This is a genomic window from Methanolacinia paynteri (assembly GCF_000784355.1).
GTDB classification, from domain to species: domain Archaea; phylum Halobacteriota; class Methanomicrobia; order Methanomicrobiales; family Methanomicrobiaceae; genus Methanolacinia; species Methanolacinia paynteri.
The window spans coordinates 324,345-350,183 of record NZ_KN360928.1 but is presented as its reverse complement, the minus strand read 5'-3'; the positions used below and the strand labels follow the sequence as shown (position 1 = coordinate 350,183).

Here is a 25,839-nt window from a genome sequence, read left to right as displayed (position 1 = left end):
TTTTTGAAAGGATAGGATCGCCCAGGCTTAACATCTCCTGAGCATGTAAAAGCATGATCCTCATATTACTTAATACTATTTTTTTCACAAAAGATTTTCAAAAATATTTCATTAGTATAATTAGGTATTACAAAAATAATTCTTATACTAAAAAGTGTTACAATTATTATATCCGTTCTAAATAGTATTAATAATTACTATTTTTTTATTACTTTAGCCTGGAAAACAAAAGAGCCGGGGAGAAAAATAAGATTAATCCAGGTCCACATGGCATAAAGTCGTCTCCAGCGGATTTATAATTACGTCCTCGACGGTTTCGGTGCTCTCCTCCCCGACTACTTTCACGTCGATTCCGCCGATGTCCATATACCTAAACGTATAAGGCGTAGTTTTTCCCGTGTCCCTGTTATACAGGTAGATCTTCGCTCCCGAAGGATTGCTCGTCACTTCCAGCGAGCCGTAGATATAGGATTCGAGATCGATCTTAAGCTTTGCATCGTACTCCGCCTCGTCGGGAGTCAGGAGGATCTCCTCCCCGCTTCTTATATGGCCGGGCTTTGAAACCTCGATATAATGGGCGCCGTCGGAAAGTCCGTCTATCGCATACGGTGTACTGTACCCCGTATCATAGCCGTCGACATAGATCTCGGCCCCGTCCGGGTCCGACTCTACGAAGATCTTTCCGAACCTGTAATCCCGCGGCCTGATATCGTTCAGTTCTTTATCGGAATAAGCATGAATGTTATGTGAGAGATATTTCCCGTCTTCATAAAACGTAATGAAGCCGTTCGACGAACCGACGGATACCACCTTCGGAAGCTCGTATTCGGGAAGATGACCGTTGATAGTGAAATAATAACCGTCGTACTCTATCGAATCGATATCGGCACTATTACCCGAAGACGGCAGAACATCGAAGCTCACCGGCATTACGGAGCCGGAGTCGACCCAGACCTTCTTCGAGCTTTCGGAGTATTCGATATTCGTCTTCTTGACCTTTATCGTATTGAGTCCCTCTTTTAGCCCATAGAACACACAGGGGGTCACCATCTCCGTGTTATACCCGTTAACGTAGACGGTCGCACCGTCGGGGTACGACGTTACGTATACGCCTCCTATGCCCTCGAGATCCGAGACCCCGAGAAAGCCGTCATATTTCCTTTCCTTTACCAGTTTAATGCCTGTCTGGAGATCGGCGTTTAAGGTCGTATTTTCGGACAGAAGGAACTTCTCGCTGTATGGATCGAAATCCTCAAGCTCGAGCTCAAGCAGGTGATCCCCGCCGCGGAGGGTAAAAACTGCAGGCGTTGTCTTCCCTGTATAGTTACCGTCCAGGAATATCTTTGCAGAAGACGGGCTTGAAGATATCCGGACTTCAAAATCGCTCAGGGTTGGGTCTATCTCGATTACCTCGGGTTTCGCGGAAACTTCCGCGACGGATTCTGTCGGATTTGCGGGGGTAGTATTCAGATTCGCACCAGGCTCAGCCTGAATCTCCGCACCGGACTCACCGCCCCCGAGGAAAGAGGAGATCACATCCGCAATTATATTCAGGGGAAAGATCAGGTCCGATGAACCTGAATTTCCCTGCGAATATACAATGGCATATGTCCCAAGTTCGGAGATCCTTGCAGACAGGGTGCCGCTTTCCCCGTCGTATGTCGACCCTGTATCCCCGGTCTTCCCGGATTCCTCGTCATAGTACACAAGTTCCGGATCTCCGCTGCCCCCGGATTCAGGAACGGCGGCCTCTATAAGAACCGGAATATCGCTCTTTGCACCCGATGGGCCGATCGTGTAGGCCCACGAAAAATTCCCTGCATCCGATTTTTTTATCATAATGCTGTCCACAGGCATTCCCGACGAATCGGTCAGTGAAGAGCCCTCGTATATCAGCAGTACAATTGTTCCGTTGCCGAAGACGATATGTTCGGCACCGGTCCGTCCTCCGGAAAGAGACAGCGGATACGTCGCCGATGTCTGGCCCGGAGACAGGACACCGGACTCCTCTTCATCCCCCGCCTCTTCGGTCATACCGGTGCCGCCCGAATGCTCGAGAACCAGAACTGCGACACGGTTCTCCATATAATCCCCTTTATCCCCCGAGACATAGCTCTGGACATACAGCCGGTTCCCCGAATCCCTGACGTAAGGCCCGACATCCAGGACAGCCGTACTGATATCCGAAGAGCCGCCCTGAAGGAGATTGAAGCCTTCGTAATCGTTGAAGACCAGGCGGTTCTCGTCGCCCTCCAGCCCGCTCGCCGCAGTCGAGATCATATACAGGGTGCCGGACGCAACCGAACTTACACCCCCGCTGAACTTTACCGATGTAGTGCAGTTTTCGGTATCCGTACCGAACTCATCGGAGGCGAGAAGTGCGTCGCAGCCCTCGGCGATCCAGTACGAGGTCAGAGGCGAACCGGGATCTGAATATACGATCACCAAGGAAGGGCCGTAAAGAGCGAAGGCGTCATCCGTTCCTCCCGTATTCTTCACGGATACGCTGTACTTTCCCGGGCCTTCGACCTCATCCGAGACATTGTAGCAGGTCGTCTCGAGAATATAGTTGTATATCCCCTCTCCCTTCCTGTCCCTGTAGGATTTTTCGGCGGATATCTCTTTTCCGCTGAATTCGGTTTCAATATTCGGGCTTACACCCTCCTTTTCCACCGTATCGTGGCTCCAGGTAGAGTACAGGTACAGTCTTGCATTCTCAACCTCGGAACCCTCCGGCAGGGATACATCGAGCGAGTATTCCGTGGAATCTCCCTTGTTAAGAAGCCCGGTATAGCTGCTGGCATTTACGACATCGACACCTCCGTTGAGACTGCCCTTATCATAGACCTCGAGCTCCTTTCCAGTATAGCCATAGCTCTCTTCTTCGGCTGCACTCGTGTCGGGATGCTCGAGGACAAGAACCGCAATCCTGTTCTCCATGTAATCGCCCTTCTCGCCGGAGAGATAGCTCTGGATCGACAGTTCGTTCTTCGAGCTCTTCAGGTACGGTTTCACATCAAGAGAGACGGTACTCACATCCGAAGAGCCGGCGTTAAGTAGATCGAACGCCTCGTAGTCGTTGAAAATTATCCTGTTCTCCTCGTCATCAAGACCGTCTGCTCCGGTGGAGACAACATAAAGGGTGCCGTTTGTAACCGAATCGGAATCACCGGTAAAAGCTACGGTGGTCGTACCGTCCTCAGTATCAATCTCATACTCATCGGACGCCATGATGGCATCACAGCCCTCGGCGATCCAGTAAGAAGCCGAAGGCGAGTCCGGGTTTGAGTATACAACCACAAGAGAAGATCCGTAAAGAGCGAATACATCATCGGCGTTATCTCCGCTGTTTTTTATCGAAAGATCGTACTTCCCGGAACCGCCGACATCCCGCGAGACATCGTAGCACGTAGTCTCGATAGTGTATTTATATCCCCCGTCGACCTTCAGGTCCCTGTAGGATTTTTCACCGTCCAGCTCCCTACTGCCGAACCTGACCTCCATCTCCGGCACTACGTCCTCCTTGCCGGAGGTATTGTAGCTTTCCGCCGAATAGATGTACAATCGGGCATATTCAACTGTCGAATTTTCAGGAAGAGAGAGATCAAGCGAATATTTAGTCGATTTCCCCCTCTTCAGGATCCCGGAATATTTGCTGGCATTTGCAATCGCAACACCGCCTTTGACGGTTCCTTTCTTATACACCTCGAATTCTTTGCCTTCATAGCTGTTCGGTTCGAGGTTAAAGCTGACCGTCGCTATTTCACCTTCGTCCACATCAACGTAGACGGGGTCGGGATCGTAATAGAAGTCCTTGTGGACGGAAACCGAATAACTGCCTTCCGGAAGATTGATGAGAGAATTTGTAACCTTTTCCTGGTCTTCACCGTCTATATATATCTCGGCCCCCCGGGGATTGGACTCTACGCTGATGCCCATCTCTCCCTGCTTTGCCGTGAGAAAAGCCAGTACAATCTTATAATAAGCCCCGAGATAGCTGTCGCCGCTGCCTTCAATATCCAGGTTCCGGGTATAGGTCATCTCGCTATTGATGCCGGGATTAACCGAATCCGTGACATCCCACTGCTGGTAACCGCTGTAGCTTCCGGTAGAGGGTTCGGTGTCCAGCAATTCCTCGTTGAAGGTGTAAATACCATTTTCGCTTGCAAGGTGAACTACACTGAGTGTCGCGGAATCGATATTGAAATCATCGGGCAGATCCTTTGTACTGAAACCGGTTTTTCCGATGTACGACTCATCCTCGACTTTATATGAATGTACGTCATGGCCCTGGTTTACCCAGTAATACACCTCGTCCATATCCCCGTCGTCATAGGCCACCACGAGCGTAATCAGCTTGATCCTGCCGTCAAAATTATCATCAAGCGGATCCGTAATGACCTTTGCCGAAACATCCCTCGACTTGATCTTTTCAGTTACATCATACCACATCAGGTAATCGCTTGTGACCCTGTTGCAATGACCGTTAACCGAAACAGGTGTCACGCCTCCGTCAACCTCAAAAACATATCCCCTGTTCAGTTTTTCAGAACCTATATTCCTGCTGCCCTGGCCGCCGTCAAATGAGACTGTCGCCTGCCCCTGATAATTATTCTGCATATGACCGCAGTAAACGACTACATAAAGGCGTGCCCACTGAATTTCGGTATAATCCGGGATTTTAAAAGTTTTTTCAGCAGACATCCCGCTGGATAAACCGTAATATGAGTCGAACCACAGGTCCCCCGACACAATTCCGCTCTGTATGGTCTCAGGCTTTTCCCCGCCGACGTACTGGTCGGCTGATGCCGGGGAGACCACCAGCAGACAAAGGATAACCCCTAAAATACAGGCAGTCAGATAGGTTTTTTTCAGTTCCATAGTATTCTCTCTCATTTTTCCACCACGATCAAAGACTGTCATCTCCCCGCACGGATCGCATCGACAGGGTTCAGGTTTGCCGCCTTCAGTGCAGGATATATTCCTGAAAGAACCGACAATATCACGGCTATCACCAGCCCCTCGAGGAGCAGCCATCCGGTAATCAAAGTTATGTCCGAATCGTAAAAAGAAGAAAAGCCTTCGCCGAGCTGGGATATTATGAAAGGCTTTCCCACGATATTTATCCCGGCAGAGAGGCCGATCCCGAGAATATCGCCGATTATTCCGCCGATTATTCCCAGGTACAGGCATTCGAGAAGAATGAGGAAGATAACATCCTTCCTCGAAGCACCGACGGCCATCGTAATCCCGATCTCTCTCGTTCTCTCGAATACGGAAATAACCATCGTATTGACTATCATCAGGGCGCCGATGATGAGCGAGACCCCGGTAAAGAACGACAGAACAAGAATAACAGTGTCCATCAGCTTATTGACCGACTCTATCTCCTCGAAGGCACCTGAAACCCCGAGGCCCATCTTCTTGATGCTCTCCGCAACCTCCAGGACATTGTCCGGCGAATCGACACGGACATAAACCAGGTCGTAGCTGTCGCCGTAGCCCTTAATCTCCATCAGGGTATCGATATCCATAAGCACGAGGTTGTCGAACTCGTCATCCCTCTCGCCGAGCACGCCGTTCACCGCGAAGACCTCGGTCCGGTCCTCGGGTGCACCCGATTCGCCGTAGTCCCGTATAAGGACCGTCAGGTCGTCGCCTTCCCTCAGGCCCTCGTTTCTCCTCAGCTTCTCCTCGATATCATGGCCCAGGACGATCCCCTTACCGTCATACGGCCCCCCGCTCGAATATTCTGGTTCGAGCAGCTCCTCAAAACCTCCGCTCTCCATACCGACGATTCCCAGGTACGTCTGCCGCGTAGTTGCAAAAGAGGCCTTAACCGCAGGAACGGCCGTTACGATCCCCGGAATCCCGGACAGGGCCTTCACTTTGCTGTCAGTAAGCGGTATTACCGTCCCGTCCCTGATATCCGGAGTCACCTCGATGAACGTCAGGTCGGACTGCTCTTTTATCATGTCGATCGACTGGGACCTTATCCCCTCCCCGAGCGAGACAATACCGACAAGGGCTGCGACACCTATTGCAATGCCCAGTGCGGTCAGGATTATGCGGCCCTTCTTTCTCATCAGCTGCTTAAACGCGATGCGGGCATAATCAGCATATCTTCCCATTATCCGACCACCATCCCGTCCGAAATACTGATCGTCCTGTCCGCATGAGACGCAAGATCCGAATCATGGGTGACTATGACGAAGGTCGTTCCCTGCGTCCTGTTCAGGTCTTTTATGAGCCCGAGTATAGATTCTCCTGTCCCGGAATCGAGATTTCCCGTCGGTTCGTCCGCAAGGACGAGAAGAGGTTTGTTTACGAGTGCACGTGCAATGGCGATCCTCTGCTGCTCCCCTCCCGAGAGCTCCTGCGGGTAGTGATCTCCCCTGTTCATGAGCCCCACCTGTGCGAGAAGATAGTCCACCCTCTCCAGGCGCTCTGCAGGAGGGTGGTAATTGAAGAGGAGCGGGTACTCGATGTTCTCCCTCGCCGTGAGGTTCGGGATCAGGTTGAACTGCTGGAATACGAAGCCGATCACCGTTCTCCTGATCTTTACAAGCGAGGCCGGGTCTTTGTAGTCTATATCGCACGAATTGATCCTGACGGTCCCCGAAGTCGGGCTGTCGAGGCAGCCGATGATATTCATAAGCGTGCTCTTTCCGCTCCCGCTCCTTCCGACGATTGCTGCAAACTCTCCCTTCTCTATACATACATCAACGTTCGAAAGGGCTGAAACACTCTCGTTGTACCTCTTGCAGAGGCCGCTGGTTTCGACAATTGGATTCATAATTTCCTCATTCCTCCTCCTTTTCGATGCTGAGGATGGCATTTGTAAACAGCATGTAATCGCCCCTGTCCCGGACACGCACGATATTGTTGCTCCCCTTCAGGTACGGGCCGACATCCCTGGACTCGATCCCGACCTGCCTGAGCTCGTCGGAATCGAAACAGTCGATCCACTCCTTCCCGTTATACCCGGGAAAGATCGCCGAGATCAGGCTCTCAAGGAACCCGGGGAGGCTCCCGTCCGTATCCCTGTTGAACAGGATGACGTTCTTGTCCGGGATATCAGACCTCGTGTACCCGCCCGAAGGGGCAACTAGCTCAATTCTGGCGCTCTTCACACTCCCTGTATCGACAGTGCCGTTGAAGACTGCAGTCGCGGTCGCCATCTCGGGGGTAATCCCGTAATCGTTGTAGAGCATATCGCATCCTTCGTCCGCCCAGATCTGCATCAAAGGCGAAGACGGACTCTCGTAGACAACGAGCAGCCCCAGGCCCTCTATGACAAATGTGCTGTTGTCGGCCGCCGAATTGCCGACAGTTACTGAAAAAGAATTCTCTCCCGATCCGATGCCCGTCACCTCATACGAATCCGTGCCTGAAAAGAAGTCATACGAGCTTACGAAACCCTTGCTGTCGACATACCTCTCCGCCAGCGTGAATTCATGGCTGCCCGCCGGAGTCGCGGAGACCGTGATCGACGGGTATATCGCAGCTTTTTCGAGATTGCTCCATGCCCAGTATACGTACAGCCTTGAAAACACCGGCACTGCATCGGAGGGTATCGCAATGTCAAACGATGCGTTGTAATAATCCCCGGGGTTCATCTGCCCGCTGTAGATGCTGTCCCCCGTTGAAAATACGTACCCTCCGTTCAGCTCGTCATAGAAAACCGGGGAAAGGGGCTCGTCACCGGAATACGAAGCCGAGACCGTACCAGCGAATATCAAAAAAAAGATGATCGCGGCTGAAGGCAGAAGGTTACGGGAACTCATACACTGCCTCAAAACTGTTGTTGCCTTCATCGAGTTCGTCCACCGAGCCCTCTTCATCGACTACAACCCGCACCTTATGGCTGCCCGGTGTAGTAAATATCGATATTTCCACGCTCTCCGAATCACCGCTGTCTATGCTGTTTTCAAGAGTCGTATAGGCAGCCTTCTCGCCGTCGAGATAGACCGTCAGCGAGACGCCGGGATCCACTGCTCCCCCTTCATTCAAAACCTCGACCGGCAGAACGTACTCCCGGTATTCGAGGCCGGCGGCAAAGGAGGGCTGTACCAGAACCGGGCATAAGACCAGCATGCACACAAGAGTCGCGGCCATTATCTTTCCGGATTTTTTTCTCCTCCCCCACACTGCCGCTGCTCCGGCAGCACCCAGCACAGGGATCATGAAAAACGAAGGGCTCTGTTTTACGGCGGCCTCTCCGCTCTCTGCACTTACCGGGCTGGACACCTTAAGAGAGAGGTCGGGCAGGTCTTCTATATTACAGACAAGCGAATACTCGTCGTTGGACGATACGGAATCGGCCGGGGACTCTATCTTTGCGGATATCTCGTGCTCTCCGCCTGTTGCAGCCCATTCGATGACGGCATAGCCGACTCCCGAACTGCCGGTATCAGCGGTCGCGGTTCCGATCTTCTCCCCGTCGACATAGAATGCAACTACTGACTGAGAACCCGTATTCCCCCCGTAATTCCTGACCTCGGCAGTCAGTGTCCCGGTTGCCCTCGCGTACATATTGGCGGTTGTAATTCCTGCAATACCCATATCCTGCAGAAGTGACGCTTTCTTCTTCTTTACGGAGAGAACAGCCAGGCAGGGATGTATATAATCCTCCCCCTCGGAGATCGTGGAGGACGGATCTATAACCCCGTCTCCGTTGCTGTCCCTCCCCCGCTCGAATACGACCGTGTTATCATCTTTTACGTAACCGGTAACATCGAACGACTCCACGTCTACATACCTGCTCTCCGTCCCGGAGCCCCCTTCGGCGTCGAAACAAATCTCATCGCCTATATCGGTAGCGCCCTCCGGGTAATGGCTGGTGTCCGTCTCGGGCTGCCCGAGGTCATTCGAATTGAAGGTTATATAATCCGGCTGGTACCTTGTCCCGGCAAGCAAAACGGTCGTGAGTTCGGCGGACTGCATCCCGGTGAGATCCGCACCCGAAAAGGTATACGAGGAAGTATCATGAACCGTCGGGTTGCTCCCCGACCAGCCTTCGCCATGCAGGTTCTCGTTCCCTTCGGCAATCCAGTACTGGGTAATATACCCGCTATCATCCTTGACAGCCGCAACGACAAAGACCGCATAGACCCTTCCGTCCATCCTGCTGCCCGATTCTCCGCGGCTAGTGTTCACGACCACCCGGTTTTCCCCGCTGTGAAGGAGATCCGTTGCATCCTGCGAGATCCAGTACACCCCGTGGCCGGTGCAGTAGACATTCTCATTCATATCCTGTTCGCCGTAGAGTGAATATTTGAATATTTTAAGAGAATTTATCGAGATTTCAGCGGTTCCGGAGTATTTTTCCGTCCCTCCCCATACCCCGGTGTACACCTTCGCCCAGACGGGTTCGCCGGGGAGAGTGAACGAGCACGCAACCGGCGGCTCCGTGAGCCCGTAAGTACCGGCAGAGTATATCGATCCTTCAACCTCCCCCTGGCCGGCAATATCCAGGGGTATTCCCTCGAAATCATACAAAGCAAGACCCGGGGTAACAAAAAATAAGCATAATAACGCCAAACAAAGAGCCATACGGACTCGTAACTTGAATCGCCCCATAGTTGTATGTTAATACTAATTTGTAATTAATATTACCCAGTAATACCTTTTTTAGTTTTTATAATAATGAGTGGGATATCAGCCGGATTCCCGAAAAAACAAAAATTCTTCGAATACCGGTTTTAACGTGCAAAAACGTTCCGCAAGTTAACAGTACCTACCGAAGCGGGCCGCAAAAATCCGGTGCGGGATCTCCGTTTCCGCCAATCATCCTATAAAGGCAGATCCCTGTAAAAAGGATTGGATTTATTCCCGGATCTTATAAATACCTATAACTTAACAGGGGAGCTAAAATACTCTATGAAACCAGAGAAAAGAGATCTTAAATACAAAATAAACTGGCAGGATGCAAGAAAATCCATACTTGACGAGAGATTCAAGGGGCCGAAGCTCTCTTTCGATCCTAAAATAAAAGAAAAAAAAGCTGCCGATTTCTCAAAGAAAATCTCCGAAGGCGACTTCGAATACGGAAGAAAGACAGCAGAGATCTTCTCTGATTTCCTTGAACCGTCATATGAAGTCCTGGAGATCGGCCCCGGCCCGGGAACGGTGACGGTCCCGTTGTCCAAACTGGTAAAAAATATAACTTCAATCGACCTTTCACTCAGGAACATCGAATTTCTCAGAAAAAACCTGGCGGAGAAAGGATGCACGAATGTCGAAGTGATAAACAAAAACTGGCTCAGGATGGACGATTCCGAACTGGAAAACAGCTACGACCTCGTGTTCTGCTCCCACTTCCTCTGGATGATCCCGGACCTTGAAGAGCACATAAACAAGATGGAGAACGCCTCCAGGAGATACTGCGCCATAGTCCAGCCCGCAGGAAGGGACAAACTTGTAAAGGACGTATTCACTGCGATTACAGGGCAGGAATACGGCGGTGAATTCGAGCCCGATGCAGATTATTTCGCATATGTAATCATCAGACAGTGGGGAAGGCTGCCGAATGTCAGCCACTTTTCATACTCGAATACGATGACAATCGACGAAAAAGTCAGGTCCATCGCATCCTTTATCGGCCGTTTTGTCGAAGTCGACAAAGAAAGAGTGGAAAAGATCCGGGAACTGATCGCACCTCATGCAGAAGACAGCATATTCAGGGAGACGATGAATGCCGTTGTAATGTGGTGGGAGGTCCCGGGTAATCGAATAGAACAATAACTGAAATTCACTTTTTTTACATAATATCTATTATTAAAATTATACAAACCGTTTCCAACAGGTTGTAACTATCAAAAAAATTAATTATTATTTAATTGAATCATGAAAATAAAACCCAATAAATAGAATATCTCTGATTGATTTAATAATTTTTTCAGACACAATAAAAAATTTTTATTACAGGTAAGCACAAGTCTTTAATTCAACAAAGTGTTTCATGGTGATTGAAAAATGTCTAAAAAAATCGTCATATTATCAGTATTACTGGTATTAATGGCAGTAACAGCCTTTTTTGCAGGGTGCACGGGTACCGACAGCACCGCGGGTGAAACAACCGGAGGCTCGGCTGTCTCAGAGACCATTACGATTACCGACTCGCTCGGAAGAGGGGTTACGGTTCCTAAAAACCCCGAATCGGTTGTATGCTCCGGTTCAGGAACTCTCAGGCTTCTGGTATACCTGGAGGCACAGGACAAGATAGTCGGTGTCGACGATATCGAGATCGAAGAACAGCAGCTTGAAGGAAGACCTTACGCGATAGCGAATCCCCAGTTAAAGAATTACCCGCTGATAGGTGAGTACCGCGGAGCCGACGATCCCGAGAAGATTATCGCGTGCAACCCACAGGTCATATTCAAATCCAATCCTACGTCCGCAAGTGAAATCGACGAACTCCAGGATAAGACTGGAATACCTGTAGTTGCACTTACATACGGAAGCCTTAGTGTAGAAAGATCAGACCTGTACCAGTCCCTCACCATAATGGGAGAGGTCATGGGCAAGGAGGATCGTGCAAAAGATGTAATCGAGTTCTTCAACAGCAGTATCGCGGACCTCAACACACGTACCGAATCAGTAGCAGAAGATGACAAGATCAGCACCTATGTCGGTGGAATCTCGTACAGGGGACCGCACGGGTTCCAGTCGACAGAACCGTCGTACCCGCCCTTCGTATTCGTAAACGCCTATAACGTCGCCGGGGAGATGGGAACGGAGCATGCAGACGTTGCAAAGGAGAAGATAATAGAGTGGAACCCCGAAGTCCTGTTTGTCGATCTCGGAACGTTACAGACAACACCCTCCGCAATCGATGAACTGAAGACAGACGAGTCCTACCAGACTCCTGACGCCGTAAAGTCCGACAAAGTCTACGGAGTGCTCCCGTACAACTACTACTCATCCAACTACGGATCGGTCCTTGCGGATGCATACTATGTAGGATCAGTTCTTTATCCCGACCAGTTCGCCGATATCAATCCTGCCGAAAAGGCGGATGAGATCTACACGTTCCTCGTAGGAGAACCGGTATTCGACGAACTTAACGCATATTACGATAATCTTGGCTTCACACAGATAAAACTCTAAATTTTTTCAGGAGAGTGGCAGAGATACATCTTAACGGCGGGGAAATCCCGGAAAATTACAGCAGATACATTGGAAAGAAGATCACTTTCATTATTGCAGGAATTATCCTCCTGTTCATTCTCCTGATAATCTCGATATCGGTAGGCGCCGTGGGTATACCGCCTCTTGATGTGGCAAAGACCCTTTTCGGTGCGAATCTCAATACCCAGTGGGATACGATCATCTGGAACATAAGATTCCCGCAGGCGATCTCCGCAATAATCGCAGGCGCTGCACTTGCAGTCGCCGGCGTAGCGATGCAGTCGATCCTCAGGAATCCCCTCGGATCTCCGTACACCCTGGGTATATCGAATGCTGCAGCATTCGGGGCGGCATTCTCTGTTATCGTTCTCGGAACCGGCACCATGCACAGCACGGGTGCCGATGCGGTCGTAATCGACAATCCATACATTACGACAATAATCGCCTTCATCTTCGCGATGATCGCCACAGGAGTAATCCTTCTTCTGTCAAAAATACGGGGTGCTTCTCCCGAGATCATGGTCCTTGCCGGAGTTGCGATAGGATCGCTCTTCACAGCCGGAACCATGTTCCTGCAGTACTTTGCCGACGACACACAGCTCGCAGCTGTGGTATTCTGGAGCTTCGGCGATGTTGCAAGAGCTCACGGAACCGAACTGATTCTCATGGGCGTTGCAACGATAGTCTGTTCGATCTACTTTGTCATGAACATGTGGAATTACAATGCAATCGACGCAGGCGACGAAACGGCGAAAGGCCTCGGTGTCAATGTCGAGAGAGTCCGTCTCGTCGGGATGATTGTTGCATCTTTTCTCTCGGCAATCGTCATCTCCTTCCTCGGAGTAATCGGATTCGTCGGCCTTGTATGCCCGCATATGGCAAGAAGAATAGTCGGTGACGATCACAGGTTCCTGATACCGGCAACGATCGTATTCGGCGGGGTGCTTCTCCTTGCATCCGACACCGCGGCCAGGCTCATCCTCGCACCGCATGTCCTCCCCGTTGCGATTCTTACCGCGTTCCTCGGTGCGCCGGTGTTCATATACCTGCTGTTGAAGGGGTATAAGAGATGATATTGAGTATAAACGGAATTGAATTCAGCTACAGAAGCAGGGATGTTTTAAGAGACGTCTCCTTCGATGTCCAGCCAAATGAAATAATGACAATCCTCGGGCCGAACGGTGTCGGAAAGACTACTCTGCTGAAATGCATAAACAAGATCCACCACCCGAAGGCCGGCTCGATCCTGATAGAGGAGGAGGATATCATGAAGATGGATCTTCTCAATGTGGCGAAGAGAGTCGGCTATGTCCCGCAGCACTGTGAAAAGGGGCGGCTTACGGCATATGATGCAATCCTCCTCGGCAGGAGGCCGCATATCACCTGGAATACAAGTGACAACGACCTGAAGATCGTCGATGCGGCTATCAAACGCCTTCATATGGAGGACCTTGCCATGAGATATATCGACGAGATGAGCGGCGGAGAACTCCAGAAGGTAAGTGTCGCAAGGGCACTCGTCCAGGAACCCAAACTCATGCTGCTCGACGAGCCTACGAGCAGCCTCGATCTTAAGAACCAGCAGGAGATACTGAGAATAATAAAGGCGGTCGTAAGAGGCCACTCGGTCTCTGCCGTTATGACAATGCACGACATCAATACGGCGCTTCGGTTCTCGGACAAGTTCGTCCTTCTCAAGGACGGACAGATATTCGCTGCAGGCGGGCCTGATATTATAACTCCGGAATCGATACGGGAAGTCTACGGTGTCGACGTCCATGTAGAGACATTCAAAAACAGCCCGATAGTGATCCCTGTCTGAACAGGACAATCTCCCCTTTACCAACCTTTATCACCTCTTTTCAGAATACATTTCTCCACTTAAAGGACCGGATTCATGTTCACACTCCCCGAATTCTTTGTGCTTTCATTCCTGATCGGCCTGACCGGCGCCCTCGTTCCCGGTCCGACCCTTGTCGCGACGATCAACGAGTCCCTGAAGTCCGGTTGGACCGCAGGGCCGAGGGTCACATCAGGGCACATTGCAATAGAGCTTGCAATAGCAATAGCCGTAATATTCGGAATGTCCGCGGCTCTTTCCGAATACACAAGCGAAATTGCGGTTGCCGGGGGTGCAGTACTCGTCATTTTCGGGCTGATGAACATACTCTCGTCGCGAAATATAAATATAGGGAGAAGCGGAAGCGTTCAGGCGGGAACAGCACCTTTTCTTGCGGGGATCATAACATCGGCTACGAACCCCTACTTCTGGATCTGGTGGCTTACGACAGGGGCAGGCTTTCTTCTCGAAGGGCTGAAGGGAGGAATCATATTCGCCGCTGCATTCATGATCGGGCACTGGTTCTCGGATCTCGGGTGGTTCACCTTCGTATCAGCGGGAGTCTCCAAAGGAAAGAATGTTATGCCCGAGAGAATGTACAGGGGCGTAATATTCGCGTGCGGGATATTCTTAATAGGATTCGGGCTTTGGTTCATCTCCGGAACTCTCGGATAAAGGACGAATTTCAAATTTATTACCAGCCGGTTCAAGAACGGATTTCATTCAATCGTATAACCCGAGGGTTAAATGAAATAATCCATTGTATTTTCTTCATTTATATACCCCGGAGACAATCTATTGATCAGAGTGTTAGGGAGTTGGCCAGACTCCCGTCCCATGGCACTACCGATAAAGAAAACAACTCATACTACTCCAACCCCCCAAGAGAAGAGGAATACCACCTAAAACCTCTAAACTCATACAACCTCCAATAATTCCTTCGAAAGACGGCAGACCCGAAAAGGGTAAATGCCCCTTTTAATTCAAATTTCAACAAAAATTAAAGTAATAAATTTCAATTTTACAGCCTGCCGGTTCAGGAAGGGTCTCATTCTATCGTATAACCCGGCGGTTAAATGAAATAATCCACTGTATTTTCTTCATTTATATACCCTGCAGGCAACCTATTGATCAGAGTGTTAAGGAAGCGCCCAGATTCCTTCCGATGACACTACCGATAAAGAAAACAACTCATAAACTTCAAACCTCCGAAGAAAAGTGAAATTCCACATAAAACCTCAAAACTCATACAACCCCCCCCGATAATTCCTTCGAAAGACGGCAGACCCGAAAAGGGTAAATGCCCCTTTTAGTTCAGATCTTACGAATATCTCGCCCGAAAAAGCAATTTTTCTGGTTTTCAGTTCTTTAAACGCCGGATCACGAATCCCCGCCGGTCGCCTGCCTTATCATGTCTATAAGCTCGGTCTCGCGAACAGGCTTTATAAGATAGCCTACCGGTTCGGTCTCAAACGCCTTCTCCTTCATATTGACATCGGAATATGCCGTAACGTAGATCACCTTTATGTGAATATCGTTAAGGAGCATCTTTGCAACATCAATGCCGTTTACGCTTCCTTTTATGTTGATATCCATAAGCACGATATCCGGCTTCTTCTCTTCAACCGCAGCAAGAGCCTTCTCCCCCCTGTCGACCCTTCCAACCACTTTGTAGCCTTTCCCGTTCAGGACCTGCTCCATGTCCATCGCAATTATGGCGTCATCTTCAACAATCAGTATCTTTACGGGATCATCCGCACTTCTTTCAACATCCCCGCTCATACAAAATCCTACTTTCCAAACGCAATCTCAAATGCCACACCATGACCAGGGTGAATCTCAATAATTCCACCGAGCTGATCCTCAACAAGCCTCCTTATAATCATGAGGCCGGTTGATTCCGGCGATTCAAGGTTCATACCCGGAGGAAAACCCCTGCCGTTGTCTGCATAACTGAACCTGTAGATGCCGTCGTCTTCCCCGAGAGAGACCGAGATCTCCCCGGCCGCACCTTCAGGAAATGCATGCATATACGAATTCATCAAAAGTTCGTTTATTATGAACCCGCAGTACACCGCCTCGTCAAGATAGAGGTCAACGTCTATCGCATCGGTTTTAACAACGATATTCCCTTTGCCTATACCAAGCCCCTCAACAAGATCCGCCGAAAGCTCCCTGATATAATCCTCCACCCTGAGAATATATCCAGATTCGGACAGCCCGAGGTTCTCGTGAACGAGGGCAAGCGCCTGTATACGCCTCTGTGTCGAGGCAAGAACATCCACCGCCTCGGGATTGCGGAGCTTTCCCGACTGTATGTTCAGGAGGCTGTTTACGACTGCAAGATTGCTCCTGACCCTCATATGGACCTCCTCGAGCATCCTCTCCTTTACCAGAAGAGTCTTTTTTATCTGGCTGATATCCTCGATTATAACCGTAAGACCGGGGCTTCCCTCGTCGAAAACGGTCGGAATAAACTTTATCCTGTAGAAGTATTCGCCTGAACCGTCCCCCCACTCCATCTCCGAGGAGCTGCTGTCCGACTTGAAACCGTTTACAATCTCTTTATAGACCCCCGGGTCCGTGATGACAGGTATACCTGATCCGGCAATCTTCATCTTTATTATGTCCCTGAACTCGCTGTCTGTAAGGCTGAGGAACGATTCGTTTGCCACTACTATCTCCATATTGTGATTCAGGACAATTATGGCATCGGAGGAGTAGTCGAGCATAGCAGATATCGGGACACGCTTGGAGAGAAAATAGACCTTCGCGACACCGATGCTCCGCAGTTCGACATGGCCTGATATCAGAAGCATGTTCAGGTATTTCGAGACTGAGTTGCGGTTGAGCTTCAGGGCACGGGAAATATCCGTAATACTGAGTCCCCTCGGTTCTTCCTTCAAAAGTTCAAGAACCCTGGACAGTTCCCTCTTACTCTCCTCAATCTGCACATCCATGAATAATCGTTTGATCTTTTCATTTATTAGGACATAACAATTCCCATAACGAATGCATAAACGGATAATTACATGATCAGCCCGGATCGGTAGGGGACCACCTTAAACATACAGAGTTGCAGTAAACATTTTTGCCCGGAAACAGAAACGATATAGAATAATGTTGGAAGCCATCGTAGCAGGATTGTCTTTTGCAGGTTTTCTGGGATTCCTGCTGCCTCTGCCATATAAAAAATGGTTTGCGGCGGTCGGCTGGACCGCACTCGTGGGGATTCTCTTCGCGAACTTTCCGCAATACTTTGCAGAGAACAACATAATATATCCCCTGATCGCATTTCTTGCGCTTCCGGCACTCTGGGTTACGATAAAAAAACTCAACGAAGAGAACAGCGTCGTCTTCTGCATGACGAGGGCGGCGGCAATCGGATTCCTGGTCTTCGCCCCGTTCGCCTATATAGAGCCGCTCGGGGACTGGCTTATCGGGGTGAATATATCGATACTCGAATCCATCTTCGGCTTCATCGGCTTCAGCTACACCCTCGCCGAATGGAACCTGTTTATGCATGACATCTACAGCGTACGGATTATACTCGGGTGCACGGGCATACAGGCGATGGCTCTCATGCTCGGAATAGCCTGGTCTGTCCCGTCTACACTCCGGCAGAAGGCCCTTACATTTGCAGTTATCGTCCCCGTCATCTTCATAATGAACCTGATCAGGAATCTCTTCGTGATCATAGCGTATTCGGAGCAGTGGTTTCCGTTCCTGCCATGGATCGCGTCAAACGGGGAACTGGGCTACGAGAGCTATTTCTGGTCGCATAATATAATATCCGAATTCGGCCTCTCGCTCCTGACCGTAATAATTGTCGGCCTCGCGATGATCACGATCATCCCGGACCTCAAGGCGTTTTTCATAGATCTGCTCAGGCTGTATAAGGCAGAGTTCAGGAAGATGCTCGGGAAACCTGCAAAATAGAACGTCATTCAGAACTAAAAAAAGAGACAGGATCTACAGGCAAAGAAGGAACCTGAAAACGATCCCTCCTGCAGCAAGAAGAACAAGGCTTAAAATTATGGCTGAAATAATTGTCGCAGCCCGGACTGCGTCTCTTATATCAGCTCCGGCCTCTATGAGGCTTCTCTTTTTATCACCGATAACATAGACCCCGGGTTTTATGAACGCAATACCGCACCCGCCAGCGATAAGAGACATCGTCACACCCCCGTTCGGGCCTGCCCTTTTTTTCCTGTCGCGCTTCAGAACGGCCCATGCGTCACCCAGGCTCCCTTTTGCTGCAAACCATATTACAAGGGAAAGCCCGGCGAGCCTGGCAGGGATGAAGTTCAGGAGATCGTCGAGCCTCGCAGGGAACCACCCGATCTTTATCCTCTCGTCCCTGTAGCCAAGCATGGCGTCCATAGTATTCGAGGCCCTGAAGAAGGCCGCACCTCCGAGGCCGAAGAGGGAATAGTAGAAGAGTGGAGACACTATCGAATCGGTCAGGTTCTCGGACATGGACTCGTATGCGGCGGAGAGAACCTCCTCTTCTGAGAGCGAATCCGGGTCCCTCGAAACAAGCATTCCCACCTCGCTCCTGCCGCCGCCTTCCTGTGAGAGGGCCTTCTCCACACTTGCAACATGCTCCTCAAGGCACCTCCATGCAAGACAGATCTTAAGAAGAAACGGTGCTACGACAATTGCAGCCCAGACCGGCAGGTAAAGATCGAGGATAAAAAACGGCAGCGAAAATAAAACTGCGGTAAGGATGCCCATGAAAAATCCCACAAATCTCCTGGTTTTTTCAGGATAGACTGCAGGCCTGCCCCACCAACCGATAAATCTGCCAAGCCAGGCGACAGGATGGTACCTGTTCGGCGGATCCCCCGCGACCCTGTCTGCAAGGAGAGAGAGCCAGATTATGAGGACCGGAAGAACCATCCGATAACAACACCGGCTGTAAGAAGAACCATCGGAACAATTACGGGAATTAATCCCGGATAGAAGAATCCGGACGCATAAGAGATCCACGCGAGAACGGCACAGAGAATTACCAGGGCGTCTTTACCCGATATTATACTCTTTTTCTCCTCGATATCCGGGATCTCCTCCATTCCCTCGGGAAGCTCGATCTCCTGATCGTGGACGTTCACCGTCAGCTCCTCTTTCACTGTTCCGTATCCTGTAATTATCTCGATACGGAAACTTCCGGGGGGTGCCACGGAGAGAATAGGTATCCTGAGAACGAGACTGTCGTCAACATACATGTTTTCATGAATGAAATGGGTAAATCTCTTTCCGTTTATTGTCGAAACCGTCAGATGCAGGGGGGCGCCGTGATTTATCATCTTCAGCACAAGAGATTCCCCCACCCCGACGTCAGCCGATTCGGGCATCTCTATTGAGTTTATTCCCTTCCTGTTCAGGCGGATATGTACCGACATATTAATTCCCTTATTTTGTGCCTTTATTTATTTTGCGGAAGAAGGTTCGGGATTCCGTCCGAGATCGGATAGTCAACACCGCATTTTTGACAGCGGAGAGTCCCCTCTATGACATCCTCTTCACCGCTCTCAAGAACGATCTTCTCAACGACCTTCAGTTCGAGATCGCCTTTGCATACGGGACAGCAAAGGATCTCGTAGGTTGACATCTTCATAACGCTGCTCCTTATCTTATATCGATAATCTGGTTCATCTCCGGCCCTGTCGAGATCAGCTTTACAGGTGCGCCGATATCCTTTTCAGCCTGTTTTATGAACTCAAGAGCCTTTTCGGTAAGCTGGCTGTACTCCGTCGCACCGTAACACTCAGGATCGATGTGATCGATGCCTGTTATCGCCGCAATAGTGCACCCGTTGACCATGGCCGAGTATCTTGCCATCGCCCCGTCCCAGCACCCGATACGCCTCTCCCTGTGGGTTACGGTTCCGAACTCCTGGATTCCAAGCCTCATCGACTCTTCTTTCGACATCTCCGTGCCGAACGGCCCTGCTCCCACCCTTGTGGGGTATGCCTTGAAGACCACTATTACATCGTCGATCCTCGTCGGGCCCACACCGTTGTCCGCGGCAATCTGCGACGCAGATGTGTCCTTGCTCGTGACAAACGGGTATGTTCCGAAATAGAGCGATATTCCGAATCCCTGGGTTCCTTCGAGGAGAACGTTTTCGCCCCTGTCAAGTGCGGAGTTGATCTCGTAGGATGCGTCGATCAGGTACTTCTGAAGCTCAGGGATATCCTTCGCCTGCTTTGCAACCCTGTTCACCCTCGCGACATTTGCCGGGCCGCAGCCTGTCCCGGTGGACCCGATTGTCTTCGAGAGGTGCTCGTTGCCCTTGTCCTGTTTTATGTGCTCTTCCTCGATTATGCTGCACCTTTTGTCGATAAAGACCCTGTCGTCGACATCGAGCATTTCAATCTCCTTTTTGAGGACATTGGGGTCGACAAGGACGCCGCTGCCGATCATAAGTCTTGCTTTGGGATATACGAACCCGGAAGGTATCATCCTGATTCCGTACTCCTTTTCCCCGACCTGAACGGTATGTCCCGCATTGGGGCCTACCCCGCCCCTGGAAATTATTGAGGGTTTATCTTCATGTGCAACGTGGGCAACGATTTTGCCCTTGCCTTCATCTCCAAAAAAGCCACCGACTATTATTATACAGCTCATTTATGTTTCATTAATGATGAGGTCAGCATTCGACATAAAGGTATCATGATTGAAACGACCCCATGTTCAGGAGATGCATCCGGTGACACTTTTTGAAGTTAAATTAACAAAAAATACAGACCAACCCTTTAAGAAAGAATAAATAAAAACATTTTCTAAGAAGATTTAAAGAATATAATCTCGGGATTATGGGGAATGCTTTGTGAGGAATTTGTTTAATAAAGCTATTTTCCGGTTTTTTTTAGAAGAGGAGCCGTATCCATGAAAAAATCCTTTCTAATCGATAATACAATCCTCTTTTCCACCCTTCTTATATTCGTAATCTCATGCCAGATGCTTTCGATGGGCATAACATTTGTTTTTCCTCATCTTTTCTATATCCCGATACTCATCTCGGCATACTACTATCCAAAAAAAGGAATATATGCTGCAGCAGGGATCTCTCTTTTTTATGTAATTCCGGTTATCTTCTTCTTTTCCGGCGATATAATCGTCATCTCTTCAGCCCTCATCAGGATGCTGATGTTCATTGTCATAGCAGCACTTGTATCATATCTTGTAGAGAAAAGCCGCGGGGACCAGGAAGAAAACGAGCATCTCCTGGAATTCCAGAATAGAATCATCGAAAACCCCCGGGTCATGGTCACGGTATCGGACAGTGAAAACAGGGTAATCATATGGAACAAAGGTGCCGAGAACATCTCGGGCTACCCGAAGAGCGAGGTTCTCGGCAGATCCGATATCTGGAGCCGGCTTCTTTCAGACTATGAAGAGACTAAAAAGTTAAAATCCCGCATCCGGGATTTAATATCAACTCCGGGCAGTATCGACTGGGTCCCGCTGACTCTGGTCAGGAAAGACGGAGAAGTACGTTATGTTGTCGTCTCGCTTCAGACAATGAATTCAAAACCAGGGGAGGCTTCGAATATACTCGGCATTGCCGTAGATATAACCGAAAACAGGCGGCTCGAAGCCGAGAACAGGACCGCCCTGAACCAGATCGAAAACAACGTCTCGAAGATGTACATCCTGAACGACCAGATCAGGAACCCGCTTGCCATAATCCTCGGCCAGATCGAGATCAACCAAAGCACCTCGAGGCAGATAATCTGTGAGCAGGTTATCCAGATCAACGATATCATCTCCCAACTAGACAGGGATTCAATCGAATCGACCAAAATTATAGATTACCTGAGAAAGCATTACGGCTTTTTTAATGAAGAGCAGTAGTTCTGAATATTGTTGACCCGACACCCCGGTTTTATGTTACAGCAGAACACCCCGATCTGTCAATTTTATATGTCCAAAAACAAAAATATATATTATGTATAAACGAATACATGTTTATGCCTGCCTCATATATGTATGCTACGCCGCATATAGATAATTTCCATAGAGAACGGGAAGAGGAGCCCGGAACGGTAATGTTTGATATGCATGTCCATTCCACATATTCGAACGATTCGATAATCGATATCAGGACAATTGTCGGCTCCTGGAAGAAGACGGGGATACTCCCGCTGGTATGCGACCATGACAGCATCACCGGATCGCAGAAGGTCTATTCCGAGATCAGGAGAACCGACCCGGACATCCCCCTCATCCTGGCAGAGGAGATACTTACGGCAGACGGCGAGATCATCGGGGCCTTCCTGAACGAGGAGATAGCCCCCGGCATCTCCGCAGAAGAGACACTCGACATAATAGAGGACCAGGGTGCGATTTCGATCGTCCCGCACCCGTTCTGCACTTTCCGCTCCACGGCCATAGACAACGGAGCCTTAAACAGAATCGCGGAAAGAATCGATATAATTGAGGGCTACAATGCAAGAACACCTGATTCAGTGGAGAACCGGATGGGGCAGGTCTTTGCCGGAAGGTTCGGCAAACCCGTATCCGTCGGTTCGGATGCTCATACGCCTGTAGAGCTTGCAACAAATTATATCAGAATAAACCAGTTCTCGACCCCTGATGAGCTCTTCAGGAGTCTGCCCGGGGGCACGGTTCATTTCAACCCTGCTCCGCAGGAGGTCCACGAGTTTACGATAATGTTCAAAAAACTCAGGCGTGAATGTGGCATTGCCGGCCTCCAGGGCAATATCGAAACCCTTCTTCAAAATGCGGGAATCGTATACCCCTGAATATGCTTTTTACCATCCGGTATAATACAACAGGCAGATCTTCCAAACCCTTTTTTGCAGATCAAACACCTCATTAATTAGTGAATGCCATGAAATTACCCCATATAGCAGCAGCGGTGCTGCTCATCATAGGATTCCTGTTCCTGGTAACGGCAGGATTCCTTGGAGAATGGTTCTGGTTCGGGAGCACCGGTTACCAGGAGGTCTTTTTAACAATAATCCTGGCAAGGATCTCCCTTTTTGCAGCTGCTTTTCTGATTTTTTTCGCCTTCTCTTTCATAAACGCCTGGTTTGCCGCAAAGACCGCATCGGGGGGTGCAGTCAAAAACCGCGGAAATCTCTGGATCGCCGGGGCGCTTGCCGCACTTGCCGGACTCCTGGCCGCCCTGTGGGTATCGTCCTCATGGGAGGTTGTTCTGAAGTACATCAGCCAGGTTCCTTTTTCACTTGAAGATCCGGTATTCGGGCTGGACATAGGATTCTATATATTTTCCCTTCCTTTCTACTCGCTTGCAACCTCCTTTGCAATCGGCCTTCTCGTATTCTCGATACTCCTTTCGGCATTATCGTATCTGCTGAAGGAAGACTGGATCAGCTTCAGCGAGAGCGGGCAGATCTTTGTCAACGCGGGAGAGGCAGGGCCCGACTGGTCCGGCCTCCTGAAGAAGTTTCTCCCCCAGTTAAACCTGCTCCTCTTCCTTCTCTTTGCCGCGATAGCCGCAAAGCTCTGGCTCGTAAGATACGATCTTCTCTTTACCCGTTCCGGGGCGGTATTCGGTGCCGGATACACCGATGTCCATGTCACACTGCCTGTACTGACCCTGCTTACGGCAGTCGCCCTTGTAATAGGCATCGGTTTCCTCGTGAACGAGAGACTGAAGAGCATCCCGGTCATCAAGTACGGAATTGCGGCCTTCATTGCAATAGCTGCGGTCGGGCTCCTCGCATCCTTTGCAGTCCAGGGCCTGATCGTCCAGCCGAACGAGCTCAATCTCGAGAAACAGTACCTCGAAAACAATATCGAATATACCCTTGAAGCCTACGGCCTCTCCGATGCCGAAGAAACCCCCTTCAATGTCAGTTACGATCTGACGGCGCAGGATATCGAGGACAACAGGCTGACCGCCGAAAATATCAGGCTGTGGGACTGGCGGCCTCTTAAGAGCACCTACGAACAGCTCCAGCTATTCAGGACATACTACGCATTCAACGACGTTGATGTCGACAGATATGAAATCAACGGGAGTTACAAAGAGGTCCTGATTTCAGCAAGGGAGATGGACACCGGAAGCCTCTCCTCCACCGCCCAGACATGGGTCAACACCCACCTGGTCTATACCCACGGTTACGGCGTCGTGATGACGCCCGTGGACGAGGTAACATCGGAGGGGCTCCCTGAGTTCTACATAAAGGACATACCCCCTTCATCAGAATATATCGAACTTGACCATCCGCGGATCTACTTCGGGGAGATGACAAACCAGTACATCGTCACCGATACAGACACCGAAGAGCTTGACTACCCCTCCGGGGAGGCAAACGTCTATACGTCCTATTCGGGAGACGCAGGTGTAAAACTCTCGGGAATCATTAACAGGCTGATCTACGGCATAAAATTCGGGTCGTTAGAACTGATCGTCTCGGGATCGATCAATGACGAGAGCAGGATACTGATGCACAGGAACATAGTGGACCGTGCCTCTGCAATCGCACCGTTCCTGTCGTACGACAACGACCCCTATGTAGTGGTCGCCGATGGTAAATTGTACTGGATAATCGATGCCTACACTTCTTCGGATATGTACCCCTACTCGGAGCCGGTCGGTACCTCGTTCATAAACGGGTATAAAACAAGCTATCTAAGAAACAGTGTAAAGACCGTTGTCGACGCATATACCGGCGAAGTGACCTACTACGTGATAGACCCGGACGATCCGGTAATAGGCACTTACAGGAAGATCTTCCCCGAACTCTTCAGGGACTTTTCGGATATGCCCGAAGAGCTTAAGGAGCATATCAGGTATGCGCAGGGCCTTTTCGAGATACAGGCGGACAGGTACGCAACATACCATATGAAGGACCCGGTGGTCTTCTATAACAGGGAGGACGAATGGGTGATCCCTGACGAGGTCTACAGGGAGGACAGGGAGCAGATGCAGCCGTATTACGTTATTATGAAGCTCCCGAAGGAGGACTCCGAGGAGTTCATACTCATGCTCCCGTTCACACCGATCGGAAAGGAGAACATGATCGGCTGGATGGCGGGCCGCTCCGATACTCCGGATTACGGCGACCTTATAGTATACCAGTTCTCAAAACAGGAGCTGACCTACGGCCCGATGCAGATTGAGGCGAGGATCGACCAGGATACGGAGATCTCACAGGCCATCACGCTATGGTCGCAGTCCGGGTCGTCGGTCCTGAGAGGCAACACGCTGGTAATCCCGATCGAGAACTCGATCCTGTATGTGGAGCCGCTCTACCTGCAGGCCACCGAGAGAGGCACGCTCCCGCAGCTGAAGCGTGTGATAGTCGCATACGACGACCGCCTGACGATGCAGAACACACTCGACGAGGCCCTGGGCGTCATATTCGGCGGAGCGGTAGCACAAGAAGTAGTTGATGCTGCTGAAAGCGGAGGGGCAGGTACTGTAGTAACAGCGGACTCCGAACTGCTGCAGAAGATTACGGCTCTATATTACAAGGCACAGGATGCTCTTGCCAATGGAGATCTCGGAGAGTACCAGTATTATATTGAGGAGATTGGAAAGATAGTGACAGGTACTGCATAAAACCAGTATCCTCCACCCAATCTCTATACCTGAAAGTACTAAAAAAATGATAACAATACCTTCATCTCCTGTCCATTTATGAGAGGGATAAATCAATTCATTCTGATTTGTTCTGGGATTGAACGAATGAGATGCGTTTTTCCAATGGAAACAAGGGGGTCATTCCCGATAAAGGGGCAACAATACCCGCGCCACTAAAGAGAGAATAAATTATTGCTTTTTTGTATGTGCAAAGACACCTGAGATGCGCGGATTTGAAAAATAATTAACAGGATATATATTATCAAACAATTGTCTGACA

The 25,839-nt window shown here is 50.0% G+C and carries 20 protein-coding genes; 9 read left to right on the top strand and 11 right to left on the bottom strand.

Features of this window, described 5'->3' with window-relative positions; translation table 11 throughout:
* Positions 1–252: 252 nt before the first annotated feature.
* Genes METPAY_RS05085 through METPAY_RS05065 form a run of 5 tightly spaced genes read right to left on the bottom strand, consistent with a single transcriptional unit; the run spans position 253 to position 9,501 of the window.
* On the bottom strand, positions 253–4,923 hold the full coding sequence (locus tag METPAY_RS05085; RefSeq protein ID WP_048149722.1) for a DUF3344 domain-containing protein: 4,671 nt from the start codon (positions 4,921–4,923) through the stop codon (positions 253–255).
* A complete protein-coding gene (locus METPAY_RS05080) occupies positions 4,920–6,131 on the bottom strand; it encodes an ABC transporter permease (RefSeq protein WP_048149719.1) in 1,212 nt (403 codons plus the stop codon). Before METPAY_RS05080 ends, METPAY_RS05085 begins: the two co-directional genes overlap by 4 nt.
* Positions 6,131–6,796, bottom strand: coding sequence for an ABC transporter ATP-binding protein (locus METPAY_RS05075; protein WP_048150024.1), 666 nt, complete (start codon positions 6,794–6,796; stop codon positions 6,131–6,133). Before METPAY_RS05075 ends, METPAY_RS05080 begins: the two co-directional genes overlap by 1 nt.
* 7 nt (positions 6,797–6,803) lie before the next feature.
* On the bottom strand, positions 6,804–7,787 hold the full coding sequence (locus METPAY_RS05070) for a DUF3344 domain-containing protein (protein WP_048149714.1): 984 nt from the start codon (positions 7,785–7,787) through the stop codon (positions 6,804–6,806).
* Entirely contained in the window at positions 7,774–9,501 is a 1,728-nt protein-coding gene (locus METPAY_RS05065) for a DUF3344 domain-containing protein (RefSeq protein ID WP_048149712.1), read from the bottom strand. Before METPAY_RS05065 ends, METPAY_RS05070 begins: the two co-directional genes overlap by 14 nt.
* Positions 9,502–9,882: 381 nt before the next feature.
* Here METPAY_RS05065 and METPAY_RS05060 point away from each other — a divergent pair, with 381 nt between their 5' ends.
* The 5 genes from METPAY_RS05060 to METPAY_RS05040 all read left to right on the top strand — a co-directional run bounded on the left by METPAY_RS05060 (position 9,883) and on the right by METPAY_RS05040 (position 14,647).
* Positions 9,883–10,746 carry a class I SAM-dependent methyltransferase gene (locus tag METPAY_RS05060; protein ID WP_048149711.1) on the top strand — a complete coding sequence of 288 codons (864 nt, stop codon included), beginning with the start codon at positions 9,883–9,885 and terminating at the stop codon, positions 10,744–10,746.
* 231 nt (positions 10,747–10,977) lie between these two features.
* Entirely contained in the window at positions 10,978–12,111 is a 1,134-nt protein-coding gene (locus METPAY_RS05055) for an iron ABC transporter substrate-binding protein (protein ID WP_048149709.1), read from the top strand.
* Positions 12,112–12,134: 23 nt separating this feature from the next.
* Positions 12,135–13,205 (top strand): FecCD family ABC transporter permease, encoded by a 1,071-nt coding sequence (locus METPAY_RS05050; RefSeq protein WP_048150018.1) that lies wholly within the window; start codon positions 12,135–12,137, stop codon positions 13,203–13,205.
* A complete protein-coding gene (locus METPAY_RS05045) occupies positions 13,202–13,954 on the top strand; it encodes an ABC transporter ATP-binding protein (RefSeq protein WP_048149708.1) in 753 nt (250 codons plus the stop codon). The genes METPAY_RS05050 and METPAY_RS05045 overlap by 4 nt, the downstream gene beginning before the upstream one ends.
* A 75-nt stretch (positions 13,955–14,029) precedes the next feature.
* Positions 14,030–14,647 carry a LysE family translocator gene (locus METPAY_RS05040; RefSeq protein WP_048149707.1) on the top strand — a complete coding sequence of 206 codons (618 nt, stop codon included), beginning with the start codon at positions 14,030–14,032 and terminating at the stop codon, positions 14,645–14,647.
* Between the two features lie 705 nt (positions 14,648–15,352).
* Here METPAY_RS05040 and METPAY_RS05035 read toward each other — a convergent pair.
* Together METPAY_RS05035 and METPAY_RS05030 are read right to left on the bottom strand one after the other, a co-directional pair.
* Positions 15,353–15,754, bottom strand: coding sequence for a response regulator (locus METPAY_RS05035; RefSeq protein ID WP_048149705.1), 402 nt, complete (start codon positions 15,752–15,754; stop codon positions 15,353–15,355).
* Between the two features lie 8 nt (positions 15,755–15,762).
* A complete protein-coding gene (locus METPAY_RS05030; protein ID WP_048149703.1) occupies positions 15,763–16,932 on the bottom strand; it encodes a sensor histidine kinase in 1,170 nt (389 codons plus the stop codon).
* A gap of 160 nt (positions 16,933–17,092) precedes the next feature.
* On the opposite strand from METPAY_RS05030, the gene artA reads away from it, so the two are divergent.
* Entirely contained in the window at positions 17,093–17,911 is an 819-nt protein-coding gene (gene artA / locus METPAY_RS05025; RefSeq protein WP_048149701.1) for an archaeosortase A, read from the top strand.
* 33 nt (positions 17,912–17,944) lie between these two features.
* Here the strand turns inward: artA and cbiB are convergent, their stop codons facing one another.
* Genes cbiB through METPAY_RS05005 form a run of 4 tightly spaced genes read right to left on the bottom strand, consistent with a single transcriptional unit; the run spans position 17,945 to position 20,605 of the window.
* Positions 17,945–18,874 carry an adenosylcobinamide-phosphate synthase CbiB gene (cbiB, locus tag METPAY_RS05020; protein ID WP_048149700.1) on the bottom strand — a complete coding sequence of 310 codons (930 nt, stop codon included), beginning with the start codon at positions 18,872–18,874 and terminating at the stop codon, positions 17,945–17,947.
* Positions 18,853–19,377, bottom strand: a complete 525-nt coding sequence (locus METPAY_RS05015; protein WP_048149698.1) for a DUF7524 family protein — start codon at positions 19,375–19,377, stop codon at positions 18,853–18,855. Before METPAY_RS05015 ends, cbiB begins: the two co-directional genes overlap by 22 nt.
* Before the next feature lie 23 nt (positions 19,378–19,400).
* Positions 19,401–19,592 (bottom strand): methytransferase partner Trm112, encoded by a 192-nt coding sequence (locus METPAY_RS05010; protein WP_048149697.1) that lies wholly within the window; start codon positions 19,590–19,592, stop codon positions 19,401–19,403.
* Positions 19,593–19,603: 11 nt separating this feature from the next.
* Positions 19,604–20,605 carry an adenylosuccinate synthetase gene (locus METPAY_RS05005; RefSeq protein ID WP_048149696.1) on the bottom strand — a complete coding sequence of 334 codons (1,002 nt, stop codon included), beginning with the start codon at positions 20,603–20,605 and terminating at the stop codon, positions 19,604–19,606.
* Between the two features lie 261 nt (positions 20,606–20,866).
* Here METPAY_RS05005 and METPAY_RS05000 point away from each other — a divergent pair, with 261 nt between their 5' ends.
* The 3 genes from METPAY_RS05000 to METPAY_RS04990 all read left to right on the top strand — a co-directional run bounded on the left by METPAY_RS05000 (position 20,867) and on the right by METPAY_RS04990 (position 25,538).
* Entirely contained in the window at positions 20,867–21,835 is a 969-nt protein-coding gene (locus tag METPAY_RS05000) for a PAS domain S-box protein (RefSeq protein ID WP_048149695.1), read from the top strand.
* A 116-nt stretch (positions 21,836–21,951) separates the two neighbouring features.
* The gene (locus tag METPAY_RS04995; RefSeq protein WP_048149694.1) at positions 21,952–22,746 is read left to right on the top strand and encodes a PHP domain-containing protein; all 795 of its coding nucleotides are present in this window, start codon (positions 21,952–21,954) and stop codon (positions 22,744–22,746) included.
* 89 nt (positions 22,747–22,835) lie between these two features.
* Positions 22,836–25,538: a UPF0182 family membrane protein gene (locus METPAY_RS04990; protein WP_052418676.1), complete on the top strand. Its 2,703-nt coding sequence runs from the start codon at positions 22,836–22,838 to the stop codon at positions 25,536–25,538.
* Positions 25,539–25,839: the final 301 nt, after the last annotated feature.

What these genes read in the sequence shown, in the direction of transcription:
- METPAY_RS05085 (WP_048149722.1), bottom strand. Translation starts at nt 4,923, where the DNA reads ATGACAGTCTTTGATCGTGGTGGAAAAATGAGAGAGAATACTATGGAA.
- METPAY_RS05080 (WP_048149719.1), bottom strand. Translation starts at nt 6,131, where the DNA reads ATGGGAAGATATGCTGATTATGCCCGCATCGCGTTTAAGCAGCTGATG.
- METPAY_RS05075 (WP_048150024.1), bottom strand. Translation starts at nt 6,796, where the DNA reads ATGAATCCAATTGTCGAAACCAGCGGCCTCTGCAAGAGGTACAACGAG.
- METPAY_RS05070 (WP_048149714.1), bottom strand. Translation starts at nt 7,787, where the DNA reads ATGAGTTCCCGTAACCTTCTGCCTTCAGCCGCGATCATCTTTTTTTTG.
- METPAY_RS05060 (WP_048149711.1), top strand. Translation starts at nt 9,883, where the DNA reads ATGAAACCAGAGAAAAGAGATCTTAAATACAAAATAAACTGGCAGGAT.
- METPAY_RS05055 (WP_048149709.1), top strand. Translation starts at nt 10,978, where the DNA reads ATGTCTAAAAAAATCGTCATATTATCAGTATTACTGGTATTAATGGCA.
- METPAY_RS05045 (WP_048149708.1), top strand. Translation starts at nt 13,202, where the DNA reads ATGATATTGAGTATAAACGGAATTGAATTCAGCTACAGAAGCAGGGAT.
- METPAY_RS05040 (WP_048149707.1), top strand. Translation starts at nt 14,030, where the DNA reads ATGTTCACACTCCCCGAATTCTTTGTGCTTTCATTCCTGATCGGCCTG.
- METPAY_RS05035 (WP_048149705.1), bottom strand. Translation starts at nt 15,754, where the DNA reads ATGAGCGGGGATGTTGAAAGAAGTGCGGATGATCCCGTAAAGATACTG.
- METPAY_RS05030 (WP_048149703.1), bottom strand. Translation starts at nt 16,932, where the DNA reads ATGGATGTGCAGATTGAGGAGAGTAAGAGGGAACTGTCCAGGGTTCTT.
- artA (WP_048149701.1), top strand. Translation starts at nt 17,093, where the DNA reads ATGTTGGAAGCCATCGTAGCAGGATTGTCTTTTGCAGGTTTTCTGGGA.
- cbiB (WP_048149700.1), bottom strand. Translation starts at nt 18,874, where the DNA reads ATGGTTCTTCCGGTCCTCATAATCTGGCTCTCTCTCCTTGCAGACAGG.
- METPAY_RS05015 (WP_048149698.1), bottom strand. Translation starts at nt 19,377, where the DNA reads ATGTCGGTACATATCCGCCTGAACAGGAAGGGAATAAACTCAATAGAG.
- METPAY_RS05010 (WP_048149697.1), bottom strand. Translation starts at nt 19,592, where the DNA reads ATGAAGATGTCAACCTACGAGATCCTTTGCTGTCCCGTATGCAAAGGC.
- METPAY_RS05005 (WP_048149696.1), bottom strand. Translation starts at nt 20,605, where the DNA reads ATGAGCTGTATAATAATAGTCGGTGGCTTTTTTGGAGATGAAGGCAAG.
- METPAY_RS05000 (WP_048149695.1), top strand. Translation starts at nt 20,867, where the DNA reads ATGAAAAAATCCTTTCTAATCGATAATACAATCCTCTTTTCCACCCTT.
- METPAY_RS04995 (WP_048149694.1), top strand. Translation starts at nt 21,952, where the DNA reads ATGCCTGCCTCATATATGTATGCTACGCCGCATATAGATAATTTCCAT.
- METPAY_RS04990 (WP_052418676.1), top strand. Translation starts at nt 22,836, where the DNA reads ATGAAATTACCCCATATAGCAGCAGCGGTGCTGCTCATCATAGGATTC.